Here is a 12744-nt window from a genome sequence, read left to right as displayed (position 1 = left end):
AGCCCGCGTGGAGGTCGTCACCCTGCGACGACGGCAGCGCCGGCAGATCCGTCGGCGACGTCGCCGTGACCGGATCGGCATGCGCCGGCACGCCCACCAGCAGCCCAGCGACCAAGGCACTCGACGTGATGACCCCAGCGAGCACACCGGCTCGCGAAGAACGCCCCGACATGGGACTCCCCTACTACTGCAACGGGACGAACCCGAGAACGCTCCGCCCTCCCCTGGAGAGCACGGGCCTGAGCGTAGGGAAAGCGGGTCACAGGAAATTCTTCGCCCGTGGCCCCCGTTCGGGGCCGCTCGCCGGGCAGGGGTACGTCGACATCCGGGAGCACTGCTGCCGGTGTCGGCCCGGGATCGAACGATTCCGCAGTGGTACTGCTTTCGGGGTACAGCCCCATGCTGAAGTTCGGCACAGGATCGCCCAAGGGGTCCTCCCGGGAGGCACGCGCGCCGCAGCGGCGACTCCTGACGGCATGGAGGCGCGGTGCCAGCTGGCACCGCGCCTCCAGGACGCGGTCGACGGACCGCCCGCGTCAGAGCCCGGCCGTGGACCGGATCCAGGACGACGACTGCGACAGCAGCGCGTAGTTCGAGCCGGCCTGCGTGTTCGCGCCCGGGTCGGCGCTGTCGCCGGTCGAGCACACCGCGACGACCCGGCCGTTCACGAGGAGCGGGCCGCCCGAGTCGCCGTGGTTCGAGGCGCCGGTGACGCCGGTGACGTGCTGGGCCTTGCCGCTGTAGGCGTCACGCGAGGCACCGGTCAGCGAGACCGTCGCCTGGTACAGGCCGTCGGACTGCTGCGCGTTCGCCCGCAGGCCGTAGCCCTGGACGACGCCTGTACCGGAGGACTTGGCCGCAGCGGTCAGGTCGAGGGGCGCGTACGTCGACAGGGTGTAGGAGCTGCGCAGGTGCACGAGTGCGATGTCCCCGGCGGGTGCGGCGGTGACGCGGTCGACGGCGACCGGGGTGCCGCGGTTCACGGTGGAGTTCGAGTGGTACACGTTCATCGAGCCGATGCCGTCGATGCAGTGGCGGGCCGTGAGCACCCACGAGGCGCTGATCTGCTCGCCGGTGCAACCGGTGACGTAGCCGGACGGGATGGTGCCGCCGGACGCCTCGAGCTGGACGGCCCAGGTGGTGGTCGGGGCCTTCTCGCCGCCGACGACCTCGGTGCCGGCGGGCAGGGCGGAGGCGGGGATGGCGACGGTCAGACCGCCGGCGACGACGGCCACGGCGGCGAACGCCACGGCGAGGGTGTGCTTCATGGTGACTCCTCGGTCAGGACCCTGCAGCGTTGCAGGGTGCAACTTGAAGTCGATCCTGTCCCTCGTCCTGGGGGTGCACCAGTCCGCACTTCCACCGACACGGCACCGGGCACCGGGCAGTGCGCACCAGGCACCGCGCCACAGGACCGGACCCGACCGCCCCGGCGCCCCCGGCTATCGCACCGGGTTGGTCGCGCCGAGCCGGGCACGCACCCGGGCCGCGGCACCGAGGGCCACGGCGTCCGCCCCGAGCACCGACCGCGCGAGTCGGATCGGTGCCCCGCTGACGGGCGGTTCCGCGGCGATCGCGGCCTCGACCGCGGGCGCCAGGAGGTCCCACGACCGGGTGATGCCGCCGCCGAGCACGACCGTCGTCACGTCGAGGATCCCCGCGGTCAGCAGTGCAGCGCGGGCGATCCCCCACCCGGCGGTGCGGAAGACCTCGGCGGCGTGGGGGTCCCCGGCGCGTGCGGCGTCGGCGACCTCACGGGCGGACACCCGGCGCCCGGACCGCTCGGCGTACCGGTCGGCGATGCCCCGGGCACCGGCGATCGTCTCGAGGTGGCCGACCTGGCCGCAGGTGCACCGGGCGTCGCCGAACCCGGGCACGTGCCCGATCTCGCCCGCCGCGCCACGGGGTCCGGCGAAGAGCGCACCACCGAGGATGAGTGCGCCCCCGACCCCGGTGCCGAGCGTCATGCCGAGCACGTCGGTCTCACCGGCCACGGCACCGGTCGCGAGTTCGCCGAGCAGGAACGCGTTCACGTCGTTGTCGAGCGTCGCGGGGACCCCGAGCGCGCCGGTCACCGCGTCGGTGACGCCGAAGCCGGCCCAGCCGGTGAAGGAGTTGCCCGTCACCAGGACCGTGCCGGTGGTGGTGTCGACCACCCCGGCGGCCCCGACCCCGACACCGGTCAGGGTCGCGCCGTGCCGGTCGAGCAGCACCGCCACCGCGTCGAGCGCCGCCGCCGTGATCTCGGCACCGCCGTCGTGCGCGGGTGTCGGCAGGTCGACGCGGTCGAGCACGTCGAGGTCCCCGGTCGTCAGCACCACCTTCGTGTTCGTGCCGCCCACGTCGACGCCGGCGATCGCGGCGGTCACCCGGCCACCGCGGCGAGGGTCGCCAGGCGCTCCGTCCGGCGCCGCCGTTGCAGCACCGGGTCGGGGACGGGCACCGCGGCGAGCAGGCGCCGCGTGTAGTCGGTCGTCGGGTGCAGCAGGGTGGTGTCGGTGGTGCCCTGCTCCTCGACGACACCGCGGCGCATCACGACGACCCGCTCGGCGAAGTGCTGCACGACGGCGAGGTCGTGCGACACGAACAGGCAGGCGAACCCGAGGTCTGCCTGGAGGTCGGTGAGGACCTCGAGCACGGTCTCCTGCACGCTCACGTCGAGCGCCGAGGTCGGTTCGTCGGCGACGAGCAGCCGCGGGTCCAGCACGAGCGCGCGCGCCAGGCTGACGCGTTGCCGCTGTCCGCCCGAGAGCTCGCGGGGAGCTCGGTCGGCCAGTGCACTCGGCAGCCGGACGGCGTCGAGCACCTCGGCCACCCGACGGCGGCGGTCGGCGGCCGAGGTGCCGCGGCGGTGCACGGCGAGCGGTTCGGCGATGCACTCGCCGACCGACATCCGGGCGTCGAGCGACGCGACCGGGTCCTGCAGCACGACGCCGATGCCCGAGCGCAGGGACCGTCGGCCGCGACGGGGTGTCCGGCGTAGGTCCTGCCCGAACAGCGCGACCGTGCCCGAGGTGGGCGCGACCAGGCCGAGCGCGACCCGCGCGGCCGTGGACTTGCCGGAGCCGGACTCGCCGACCAGGCCGACCGTCTCGCCCGCGTGCACCGCGACGTCGACCCCGCGGAGTGCGTGCACAGCGCGAGCCCCGCGCCCGAACGTCACCGAGACGTCCCGCAGGTCGACCACCGGGGCCGCACCGGGCCTCCCGGCCGCACCGGAGGAAGCCGGACCGGGCGGAACCGTACCGGACGGAACCGCACCGGACGGAACCGCACCGGACGGAACCGCACCCGACGCGACCGGACTCGACGGAGCCGTACCGGGCGCACCCGGCGCCCCCGGTGCTGCGACCCGCTCCCGCACCGCGAGCGACTCCGGGGTGTCGAGCCGCGGCACCGCGGCGAGCAGCCGCTTCGTGTACTCGTGCTGCGGACGGAGCAGGACGTCCTCGACGCTCCCGGTCTCCACGACCTCGCCCTGCAGCATCACGGCGACCCGGTCGGCGAAGTCCGCGACGACGCCCATGTTGTGCGTGACGAGGAGCACGCCGGTACCGGTGTCGGCGGCGAGCGCCCGGAGCAGTTCGAGGATCTCGGCCTGCACCGTCACGTCGAGCGCCGTCGTCGGCTCGTCGGCGATGAGGAGCTGCGGCGCGTTCGCGATCGCCATCGCGATGACGACGCGCTGTCGCTGCCCGCCGGACAGCTGGAACGGGAACGACCGCGCTCGCTCGGCGGGGTCGGGGATGCCGACCCGGTCGAGGAGGGCGACCGCCTCGGCGCGGGCCTCGGCGGCGGACACCTGCCGGTGGTTCCGGACGACCTCGGCGATCTGCGCGCCGACCCGGGTGAGGGGGTCGAGCGCGGTCGCGGGCTCCTGGAACACCATCGACACGGTGCTGCCGCGCAGTGCGCGCAGGGTGGGTTCGTCGGCACCGACGACCTGGTGGCCGGCGACCTCGACGCTCCCGGTGGCGGTCGCGTTCCCGGACAGCAGCCCCATCGCGGCGAGCGCCACGGTGGACTTGCCCGAGCCGGACTCGCCGACGAGCGCGAGGGTCTCCCCCGGTGCGACGGTCAGCGAGACGCCGCGGACGGCGTCGACCGGTCCGGACTCGGTGGTGAACACGACCCCGAGGTCGGTGGTCTGCAGCAGGTGGGTCATCCCCGTCCCCTCACGTCGAAGGCGTCCCGGAGCCCGTCGCCGACCGCGTTGAACGCGCAGACGACCAGGATCACGGCGAGACCCGGCGGCACGATCAGCCACCACCGTCCCGAGTACGCGGCGGTGAGCCCCGCCGAGAGCATCCCACCCCAGTCCGTCGCGGGCGGCTGCACCCCGAGGCCCAGGTAGGACACGTAGGCGACGAGCAGGATCGCGTCGGCCACCTGGAACGTCGCGGCGACGACGATCGTCGACACCGAGTTCGGCAGCAGGTGCTTGCCGATCGCGCGGGCGTGGGAGCCGCCGATCGCGCGCAGGGTGAGCACGTAGTCGCGGTTCTTCAGCGTCAGGGTCTCGGCGCGGACGAGCCGGGACGGCACGAGCCAGGACACCAGGCCGAGGATGACGATGAGCCCGCCGACCCCCGGCGTGGTGATCGCCGAGATGACGAGCAGGATGAAGAGCGCCGGGATCGCGATGCCGGCGTCGACGACGCGCATCATGACGGCGTCGACCCACCCGCCGACGTAGCCGGCGACCGAGCCCCACAGCGTGCCGACGACGGTGGCGAGGACGCCCGCCGCGATGCCGACCGTGAGTGACACCTTGCCGCCGTACATCAGGCGGCCGAGCACGTCGTGGCCGACGGCGTCGGTGCCGAGCCAGTGCGCGGCGCTCGGGGCCTGGTTCGCCTGCTCGAGCATCGTGTGCGTCTGGTCGGTCGGGTAGAGGAACGGGCCGACGAAGCAGAACAGCACGATCACGACGATGACGGCGAGGCCGACCACGGCGAGGGTGTTGTGGCGGAACCGGCGGGCGGCGAGGCGGAACCCGGTGGCGGCGACCGCGGCGGGCGCGCCGGGGGCCTCGGGGGCGATCTGGACGGTGGTCATGCGCGACCTGCCTTCACGGTGCGGGGTCGGGGTGTGCCGGTCGCACGCGACCGGCGCGTGCGGGGTCGGGGCGTGCCGGTCATGCGCGACCGGCCTTCACCCGGGGGTCGATGAGCGTCTGCGCGACGTCGGCCAGCAGCGACCCGACGACCGTCGCGACCGAGATGACGAGCACGCAGCCGAGCAGCGTCGGGTAGTCCGAGGACTGCGCCGCGTTCCAGAACAGCAGCCCCATGCCCGGGTAGTTGAACAGCTGCTCGGTGACGAGCGCGCCGCCGAACAGCACCGGCAGGTAGTAGCCGAGCATCGCGACCACGGGCGTCAGCGAGTTCCGGAGGACGTGCCGCCGCAGGATCGTCGTCGTCGACGCCCCGCCGGCGCGGGCGGTGCGGACGTAGTCCTCCTGCAGGTTCTCGAGCGTCGCGGCGCGCATGTACCGGCTGAACACGGCGATCATCGCGAGGGCACCGGTCAGTACGGGCAGGACGAGCCCGGCGGGGTCCTGGAACACCTCGGCGAGGGTCGTGCCGGTGGGCGCCTGCGACGGCAGCCACGGCAGCTGCTGGGTGAACACGACGATGAGGACGAGGCCGAGGAAGAACGCGGGCGTCGAGTAGAAGACGAAGGCGAGCGCCGTGACCGTGTAGTCCACCGCTCCGTTGCGGCGGGCCGCCTGCCACATCCCGACCGGGATCGCGATCGCGAGGCCGACGACGGCGGACAGGCCGGTGAGGACGAGCGTCTTCGGCAGCCGCTCGCGGATGAGCTGCGCGACCGGCTCGTTCAGGGTGAAGGAGGTGCCGAGGTCCCCGCTGAGCAGCCGCCCGAGGAACCGCAGGTACTGCACCGGCAGCGCCTGGTCGAGGCCCTGCGCCTGGTTGAACGCGGCGATCTGGGCGGGGGTCGCGGAGACGCCGAGGACCCCGCGAGCGGGTCCGCCCGGCAGCGCGTGCAGCAGGCAGAACACGACGATGGTGACGATGAGGACCACGACGAGTGCCTGGAGCACCCGCCTGGCCAGGGAGAGGACTGTGGTCATGCGGCTTCCGTTGGTCGGGTTCGGGCCTGGGTCGGTCGGGAGGCGCGGTGCGGGTCSGACCCGCACCGCGCCTCCCGGCCGTCTGGTCGCGTCAGCGACCGTCCGGTCGCGTCAGCGACCTACTTGCTCCACTTCCACTGGGCCGGGTGGAAGTTCGCGAGGGAGTCCTGCTCGAACCCGGTCAGGCCCTGCTTGACGACCGAGATCTGGTAGTCCGGGCTCGGCAGCCAGATCACCGGCAGGTCCTTCGCGACGGCGGCGCTGTAGTCCTGCACCGCACCCGCGTCGGTCGACGTGGTGGTCGCGTCGATGAGGGCGTCGACCTGCTTGTTCGAGTACGAGCCGAAGTTCGCCGAGCCGCCGGTCTGGAAGAGCGACTCACCGGTCGGGTACGCCGGGAAGTACCAGCTGCCCGCCGTGCCGAAGAACGACAGGTCCCAGTCGCAGCTGGCCTCGTCCTTCGTGCAGGTCGGGGTCTGCGACAGCACGCTCGACACCGGGGCGGTCTTGATCGTGAACCCGATGCCGGTCTTCTGCAGCGACGACTGGATGGCGCTCATCATGTTGTCGGTGACGGTCGAGCCGGACTGCGACAGGACCGACATCGTGAACTTCGTGCCCGCCGCGACGCCCGCGCCGCACTGGTCGTCGCCGGAGCCGGCGTCGGTGCAGACCATCGTGCCGCCCTGCTCGGTCCAGCCGTGGCTGGTGAGGAGCGCCTTCGCCTTCGACGTGCTGAAGGGGTACGGGTTGTCCTTCTGCGTGCTCGACACGTAGTCGGACGCCTGCGCCTGCGGGATCGGCCCGTAGGTCGAGGTGGCGGTGCCGTTGAAGACGACCTTCGACAGGCTGGCCTGGTCGATCGACATCTGGACGGCCTGGCGGGCGTAGAGCTGCTGGAAGACCGGGCCCATCGTCGGGTTGTTGAAGTTGTAGGGCATGTAGGTGATCGCCCACCCGGTCCACGGCTCCACGTCGTAGCCCTTCGACGTGAAGGAGTCCTTCTGGTCGAGGTCGGTCGCGTTGATGTAGCCGTAGTCGACGGCTCCCGACCGGACGGCGTTCGTCTCGGCGTCGGTGGTCGTGAACGGCAGCAGGTTGACGGTCGTGATCGACGGCTTCTCGCCCCCGTCGTACTGCTTGTTCGCGGTGAGCTGCACCTTGCCGGCGGTCGTGAACGCGGTGACGCCGTACGGGCCGGAGATGGTCTTCCACAGGTCGTCGGTCGCGTAGTCGGCGATCTTGCCGGCGGCGGTGTTGAGGTACTTCCAGACGGCCTTCGCCCCGTCGGCCGTGCGGTCCGCGTCGCCGACCGTCCCGCTGGCACTCGTCTTGTCCCAGGCGTGCTGCGGCAGCGGGATGATGTGGCTCAGCTGGTTGGCGAGCATCCAGTCGCTGTTGTACGCCTTGTCGAACGTGATCGTGAAGTGCGTGTCGTCGACGGCCGTGAACGAGGTCCAGTCGTCCGGTGCCTTGCCCTCGGAGTACGAGCCCCACTGGTCCTTGTTCGCCTTGATCAGGTTGAACCAGAACTCGACGTCGCGGCTCGTGATCGGCTTGCCGTCCGACCAGTGCCGGTCGCCGAGCGTCATCGTGACGCTCTTCCCGTCGCTGGCGAAGTCCGCTGCGGTGGCGACCGAGCCCGCCTTGTTCCAGGCGATCTTGCCGGTGGAGCCGTCGTAGGCGACGAGCGGCTCGTACAGCGACTGCGCGATCGAGCCGTTGTTCGTGTTGAGGTGCGCCGCCGTGCCGATCGGGAGGATCCAGTTCGGCGTGAAGTTCGCCGGCAGGGCGTAGTTGATCGCGTCGGACTTCGTGTTCGTGGCGGCGGAACCGCCCCCGGAACATCCGGCGAGCAGGGCGCTCACCGCGAGTGCGGCTCCGGTGAGCAGTGCCCAGCGACGGGGCTTCATCATGTGGACTCCTTGAGCGGGGACGTCGGTCGGGCGAGGACGTCGGGGTGCGCACAGTCAATGGCCAAAGTCGTTGGAGAAACAATTGTTCTCGTGTAAATAGTCTGTTTCTGCCGAACGGACGAAAGCGAAAGCGCGGCGAATCCTCCTAGAGTTCCTGGTAGGCGGCCGGATCGGTCGTGCTTCGTGCCTGATTGGAGAAAGTCGTGGCCGACCTCAGCTCACGGGTGTTGGAGCTCGTCGCCTCGGGCCAGGCGTCCAGCCGGACCGAGATCGCGCAGCTGCTCGGCGCCGCGCCGTCGACCGTCTCGCACGTCGTCGCGCAGCTCATCAGCCACGGCATCCTGGCCGAGGAGGGCACCGACGTCTCGACGGGCGGGCGCCCCCGCAAGGTGCTCCGGATCGGCGGCGTCGACGAGTACGCGGTCGCCGCCGACGTCGGCGGCGGGCACGCGCGCATCGGCGTCGTCCTGCCGGGAGGCGCGCTCGAGTCGGTCGCGGACGTCCCGTTCGCGCTCTCCGACGGCCCGGCGTCGGCACTGCAGCGCCTGGCGGCGCTGCTCGAGGACCTCGCCGAGACCCGTGGGCGCTCCGGCCTGCACGGCGTCGGGCTGAGCCTGCCCGGCCCGGTGGACGTCGAGGCCGGGGTCGTCGACCTGCCGAGCCGGATGCCCGGGTGGAACGGCTTCCCGGTGGCCTCGTGGCTCGAGGAGCGCTTCGGGGTGCCGGCCGCGGTGGACAACGACGCCAACTGCATGGCCGCGGGCGAGCAGACCGTGCAGGACCCGAGCCGGCGGCAGGCGATCACGGTCAAGGCCGGGTCGGCGATCGGTGCCGGGATCGTCATCGACGGGCGGCTGTACCGCGGGTCGACGGGGGCCGCGGGCGACATCACCCACGTGCGGATCGACGCCGCCGGGGACACCCCGTGCTCGTGCGGCAACACCGGCTGCCTGGAGACCGTGGCGTCCGGGGCGGCGCTCGTGCGGATCCTGTCCACCGCCGGTGCTCCCGTGACCAGCACCGCCGACGTCGTCCGGCTCGCATCGGACGCCGATCCCGAGGCGACCCGCGCGGTCCGCCTGGCCGGGCGCTACCTCGGCGAGGTCCTCGCCGCGAACGTGAACTTCTTCAACCCGGACGCCGTCTACCTGGGCGGCATCCTCTCCACGCTCGACCCGTTCGTCGCGGCCGTGCGGAGCCAGCTGTACGAGAGCTGCCACCCGCTGATGACCGAGCACCTCGCCATCGAGCGTGTCTCGCTCGGCGCGGACGCGGGTCTCGTCGGGGCCGGGCAGTTCGCCCTGCAGCGCGGGCTGGCCGCGACGCTGCAGGAGCTGTCCGCCCCGATCCCCCAGTCGACCACCAGGAACAGGAGCGTCCGTGTCTGAGACGAAGACGAGCAGCACCACATCCACCGCAGTGTCGGCCGCGTCGGCAGACGGCGCGCCGACGCGTCGGCCGGTGGTCGCGATCGCCGGGCTGGCGATCGAGACGTCGACCTTCACGCCGACCAGGACCCTGGCGCCGGCGTTCCACCCGGACCGCGGCGACGAGGTCGTCGCGCGGTACCCGTTCCTGGCGGACCTGGCCGACCGCGCCGCGTTCCGTGGCGCGCTGATCGGGCACGCGCTGCCCGGTGGGGTCGTCGCGCGTGAGGCGTACGAGGCGCTGGCGGGCGAGATCGTCGAGCGGCTGCGCGCGATCGTGGCAGCCGAGCACGTCGACGGGCTCTGGTACGACATCCACGGCGCGATGGTCGTCGAGGGGCTCGACGACGCCGAGACCGACCTGCTCGGACGGATCCGCGCGGTGGTCGGCCCGGACGTGGTGGTGTCGGCGTCCATGGACCTGCACGGCAACGTCACGGCCGAGCTCGCGCACCAGGTCGACCTGGTCACCTGCTACCGGATGGCACCCCACGAGGACACCCTCGAGACCAAGGAGCGCGCGGTCCGCAACCTGGTCGACGTGCTCACGACCCGGCCCGTCGGGTCGCAGCGACCCGTGAAGGCCTGGGTGCCGATCCCCGTCCTGCTCCCCGGCGAGCAGACCTCGACGCGCATCGAGCCCGCGGCGTCGCTGTACGCGCAGGTGCCGCTCGTCGAGCAGACCGAGGGCGTGCTCGACGCCGCGATCTGGGTCGGCTACGCGTGGGCCGACCAGCCCCGCGACCGCGCCGTCACGGTCGTCACCGGGTGGGACGAGGCCGCGGTGGCCGCGGGCGCCGAACGGCTCGCGCAGGCGTTCTGGGACGTCCGCGAGGACTTCGTGTTCGTCGCGCCGACCGGGTCGTTCGACGCGTGCCTCGACGCCGCGCTCGCCCCCGGTGCCGCGCGGCCGTACTTCCTCTCCGACTCCGGCGACAACCCGACCGCGGGCGGCTCGGGCGACATGACGTGGGGGTTGACCCGTGTCCTGGAGCGCCCGGAGTTCGCCGACCCCGCCGGCCCGGTCGTCCTCTACGCGAGCGTGCCCGGGCCCGCAGCCGTCGCGACCGCCGTCGCCGCGGGGGTCGGCGCGACCGTCACCGTCACGGCCGGGGCGGCCGTCGACGCCGTGCACGCGGGGCCGATCACGATGACCGGCCGCGTGCACGCGATCAAGCACGGGGACCGCGACGCCGGGACCGAGGTCGTGCTGCAGGTCGGCAGCGTCTTCGCGATCCTCACGGAGCGCCGCAAGCCGTACCACCACGAGCACGACTTCACCGACCTCGACCTGGCCCCGCGCGAGGCCGACGTCGTGGTCGTGAAGATCGGGTACCTCGAGCCGGAGCTCTTCGCGATGGCCGCCGACTGGATGCTCGCGCTGACGCCGGGCGGGGTCGACCAGGACCTCGAACGGCTCGGGCACCACCGGATCGTCCGACCGATGTTCCCCTACGATCGGGAGTTCCCCGAGGCGCCGGACCTGCGCGCCCGGATCATCCCGCCGTCGAACGAACCCCTCGGAGCCATCGCGTGACCACTGCCCCCGCGGACGCCCCGGCCACGCACGCCCGACCCGCCGGAGGACCGGTGGCGCTCGAGATCGCCGTCACCGCTCCGGCCGGGGCGCTCGTCGCGCGTGACGCCGGGGCCGACCGTGTCGAGCTGTGCACCGGGCTCGAGCTCGGCGGACTCACCCCGTCGCAGGCGCTCGTCGAGACCGTGCACGAGACCGGCATCCCAGCGCACGCGCTCGTGCGCTGCCGTCCTGGCGGCTTCGTGCACGAGCCCGACGAGGTCGCGCTCATGGAACGCGAGGTCCGCACCGTCCTGCGGTCCGGCGCCGCCGGTGTCGTCGTCGGTGCGCTCCGCCCCGACCGCACCCTCGACGAGGACACGCTCCGCCGCTTCGTCGATGCCGCCCGGTCGGTGAGCGCCGCCGCCGAGGTCACGCTCCACCGCGCGGTCGACCACGCGGTGGACCCGGTCGCAGCGGCCGCGGCGCTCGCAGCCCTCGGCTTCACGCGCGTCCTGACCTCAGGCGGCGCGGCGAGTGCCCGTGCCGGGTCTGCGACCATCGCCCGCATGGTCGAGGCCGCCGGACCGGTCCAGGTGATGGCGGGCGCCGGTGTCACGCCCGGTGACGTCCCCGTGCTCGTGGCCGCGGGGGTCGCCGCCGTGCACCTGTCGGCGAAGCGATCGTCGGGCGGTGGGCACGACGGCGTGCCGATGGGCACCGGGGACGACGGCTCGGCGCACTTCGTGACGGACGCGGGCGTGGTGGCGGCGGCGCGGGCCGCGCTCGACTCTCTCGTATGACAACTTTCAATATCGATTGCGGCCCTCTCGTTCGACCGACACGCTGGTCAGGCCGGCACTCCGCCGACACGAGAGGACGTCATGAAGGCCACGCGAGCAGTACTCCGGATCCTGGGCCTCGCGCTCTCCTGCGTCGGCGTCGCGTTGAGCATCACCGCGTTCGTCACCGCCGACAGCCCAGGCTCCCGGCCGCTCACCGCGGTGGCCTCGGCGACCGTCACGCTGGGGCTCGCCTGCCTGGTCGTCGCACTCGGGCTCGGACGGCAGGGCGAACGGCACGGCCGGTAGTCGAGCCCGTCGCTCCGTCACCCTGACGTCAGCCCAGTGTCACGACCCGGTCCGCCGCCGCGACGGCGACCGGGCCGTGCGCCGCGTGCACGACGACGACACCCCGCGCGGCCTCGTCGGCCAGCGCCGCCACGCGGCACCCCGTGGGGCTGACGTCACATGAGATCGCGAGCAGACGTCGGCATCCGGAGGAACGGCCGATCAGCTCGATCCATCGCGACCGCGACTTCGAAACCACGCTGCGCTGTCAACTCACCGTTTGCCACGAGTTCCTCGATCACCGCGCGACTGTCCCTCGCCACGATCCCCATGGTCTTTGCCACGCGCAGTGCCCCTCTGTCCTCACTCATCCACACACTCCCGGCGTACTGGGGCCGGGTGCGGAGGAGATGCAGTGTCTGGCTCTCGCCGAGGTGCTCGAGCGGGCGGTCTTCCTCGCCACCAAAACGATACTTTCGTATGCTTTCAATTGCTCGTTGATCCACCTCATCGACGAAGTCGATCGGCTCCCCGAACCAGTCGGCCACCGGCAACTTCGTCAGGTTCGGCACACGGTGCATCGAACGCTCGATCTCGTACCGAACCGCCTCGACGATCTTTCCCGCACCGTGGATGCTCGCCTGGAGGAGTTCGAGCTCGTCGACCGCTGCGAAGTTGCAGATCAACGAGTTGTCGGGAAACCAGTGGATCGCCATGT

Annotated in this window: 11 protein-coding genes; 4 read left to right on the top strand and 7 right to left on the bottom strand. The window is 72.3% G+C overall.

The window, feature by feature from the left end; genetic code table 11:
• Positions 1-536: 536 nt before the first annotated feature.
• The 6 genes from BEP24_RS05340 to BEP24_RS05315 form a co-directional block, all read right to left on the bottom strand.
• Positions 537-1268: a trypsin-like serine protease gene (locus tag BEP24_RS05340; RefSeq protein WP_065961072.1), complete on the bottom strand. Its 732-nt coding sequence runs from the start codon at positions 1266-1268 to the stop codon at positions 537-539.
• Positions 1269-1442: 174 nt separating this feature from the next.
• Complete coding sequence (locus tag BEP24_RS05335) at positions 1443-2369, bottom strand: ROK family protein (RefSeq protein ID WP_065961071.1); 927 nt, start codon at positions 2367-2369, stop codon at positions 1443-1445.
• A complete protein-coding gene (locus BEP24_RS05330) occupies positions 2366-4165 on the bottom strand; it encodes an ABC transporter ATP-binding protein (protein ID WP_065961069.1) in 1800 nt (599 codons plus the stop codon). The genes BEP24_RS05335 and BEP24_RS05330 overlap by 4 nt, the downstream gene beginning before the upstream one ends.
• Positions 4162-5058, bottom strand: coding sequence for an ABC transporter permease (locus tag BEP24_RS05325; protein ID WP_065961066.1), 897 nt, complete (start codon positions 5056-5058; stop codon positions 4162-4164). Before BEP24_RS05325 ends, BEP24_RS05330 begins: the two co-directional genes overlap by 4 nt.
• Positions 5059-5137: 79 nt before the next feature.
• The gene (locus BEP24_RS05320; protein ID WP_065961063.1) at positions 5138-6097 is read right to left on the bottom strand and encodes an ABC transporter permease; all 960 of its coding nucleotides are present in this window, start codon (positions 6095-6097) and stop codon (positions 5138-5140) included.
• Positions 6098-6216: 119 nt separating this feature from the next.
• Complete coding sequence (locus BEP24_RS05315; RefSeq protein ID WP_171898728.1) at positions 6217-8013, bottom strand: peptide ABC transporter substrate-binding protein; 1797 nt, start codon at positions 8011-8013, stop codon at positions 6217-6219.
• A 203-nt stretch (positions 8014-8216) separates the two neighbouring features.
• On the opposite strand from BEP24_RS05315, the gene BEP24_RS05310 reads away from it, so the two are divergent.
• The 4 genes from BEP24_RS05310 to BEP24_RS05295 all read left to right on the top strand — a co-directional run bounded on the left by BEP24_RS05310 (position 8217) and on the right by BEP24_RS05295 (position 12047).
• On the top strand, positions 8217-9401 hold the full coding sequence (locus tag BEP24_RS05310; protein WP_083230105.1) for an ROK family transcriptional regulator: 1185 nt from the start codon (positions 8217-8219) through the stop codon (positions 9399-9401).
• Positions 9394-10977, top strand: a complete 1584-nt coding sequence (locus BEP24_RS05305; RefSeq protein WP_171898727.1) for a M81 family metallopeptidase — start codon at positions 9394-9396, stop codon at positions 10975-10977. The genes BEP24_RS05310 and BEP24_RS05305 overlap by 8 nt, the downstream gene beginning before the upstream one ends.
• Entirely contained in the window at positions 10974-11759 is a 786-nt protein-coding gene (locus BEP24_RS05300; protein ID WP_253181584.1) for a copper homeostasis protein CutC, read from the top strand. The genes BEP24_RS05305 and BEP24_RS05300 overlap by 4 nt, the downstream gene beginning before the upstream one ends.
• A gap of 81 nt (positions 11760-11840) precedes the next feature.
• Entirely contained in the window at positions 11841-12047 is a 207-nt protein-coding gene (locus BEP24_RS05295; RefSeq protein ID WP_065961054.1) for a hypothetical protein, read from the top strand.
• A 155-nt stretch (positions 12048-12202) separates the two neighbouring features.
• Here the strand turns inward: BEP24_RS05295 and BEP24_RS05290 are convergent, their stop codons facing one another.
• Positions 12203-12742, bottom strand: coding sequence for a hypothetical protein (locus BEP24_RS05290; protein ID WP_065961050.1), 540 nt, complete (start codon positions 12740-12742; stop codon positions 12203-12205).
• Between the last annotated feature and the right edge of the window lie 2 nt (positions 12743-12744).

This window comes from Curtobacterium sp. UCD-KPL2560, assembly GCF_001705035.1.
Taxonomy (GTDB): Bacteria; Actinomycetota; Actinomycetes; order Actinomycetales; family Microbacteriaceae; genus Curtobacterium.
Note: the sequence above shows the minus strand (reverse complement) of the source record. Positions and strands in the feature narration are given on the sequence as shown.

Excerpts from the sequence above, each read along its gene's own strand:
- BEP24_RS05340 (WP_065961072.1), bottom strand. The coding sequence starts at position 1,268 with ATGAAGCACACCCTCGCCGTGGCGTTCGCCGCCGTGGCCGTCGTCGCC.
- BEP24_RS05330 (WP_065961069.1), bottom strand. The coding sequence starts at position 4,165 with ATGACCCACCTGCTGCAGACCACCGACCTCGGGGTCGTGTTCACCACC.
- BEP24_RS05325 (WP_065961066.1), bottom strand. The coding sequence starts at position 5,058 with ATGACCACCGTCCAGATCGCCCCCGAGGCCCCCGGCGCGCCCGCCGCG.
- BEP24_RS05320 (WP_065961063.1), bottom strand. The coding sequence starts at position 6,097 with ATGACCACAGTCCTCTCCCTGGCCAGGCGGGTGCTCCAGGCACTCGTC.
- BEP24_RS05315 (WP_171898728.1), bottom strand. The coding sequence starts at position 8,013 with ATGATGAAGCCCCGTCGCTGGGCACTGCTCACCGGAGCCGCACTCGCG.
- BEP24_RS05295 (WP_065961054.1), top strand. The coding sequence starts at position 11,841 with ATGAAGGCCACGCGAGCAGTACTCCGGATCCTGGGCCTCGCGCTCTCC.
- BEP24_RS05290 (WP_065961050.1), bottom strand. The coding sequence starts at position 12,742 with ATGGCGATCCACTGGTTTCCCGACAACTCGTTGATCTGCAACTTCGCA.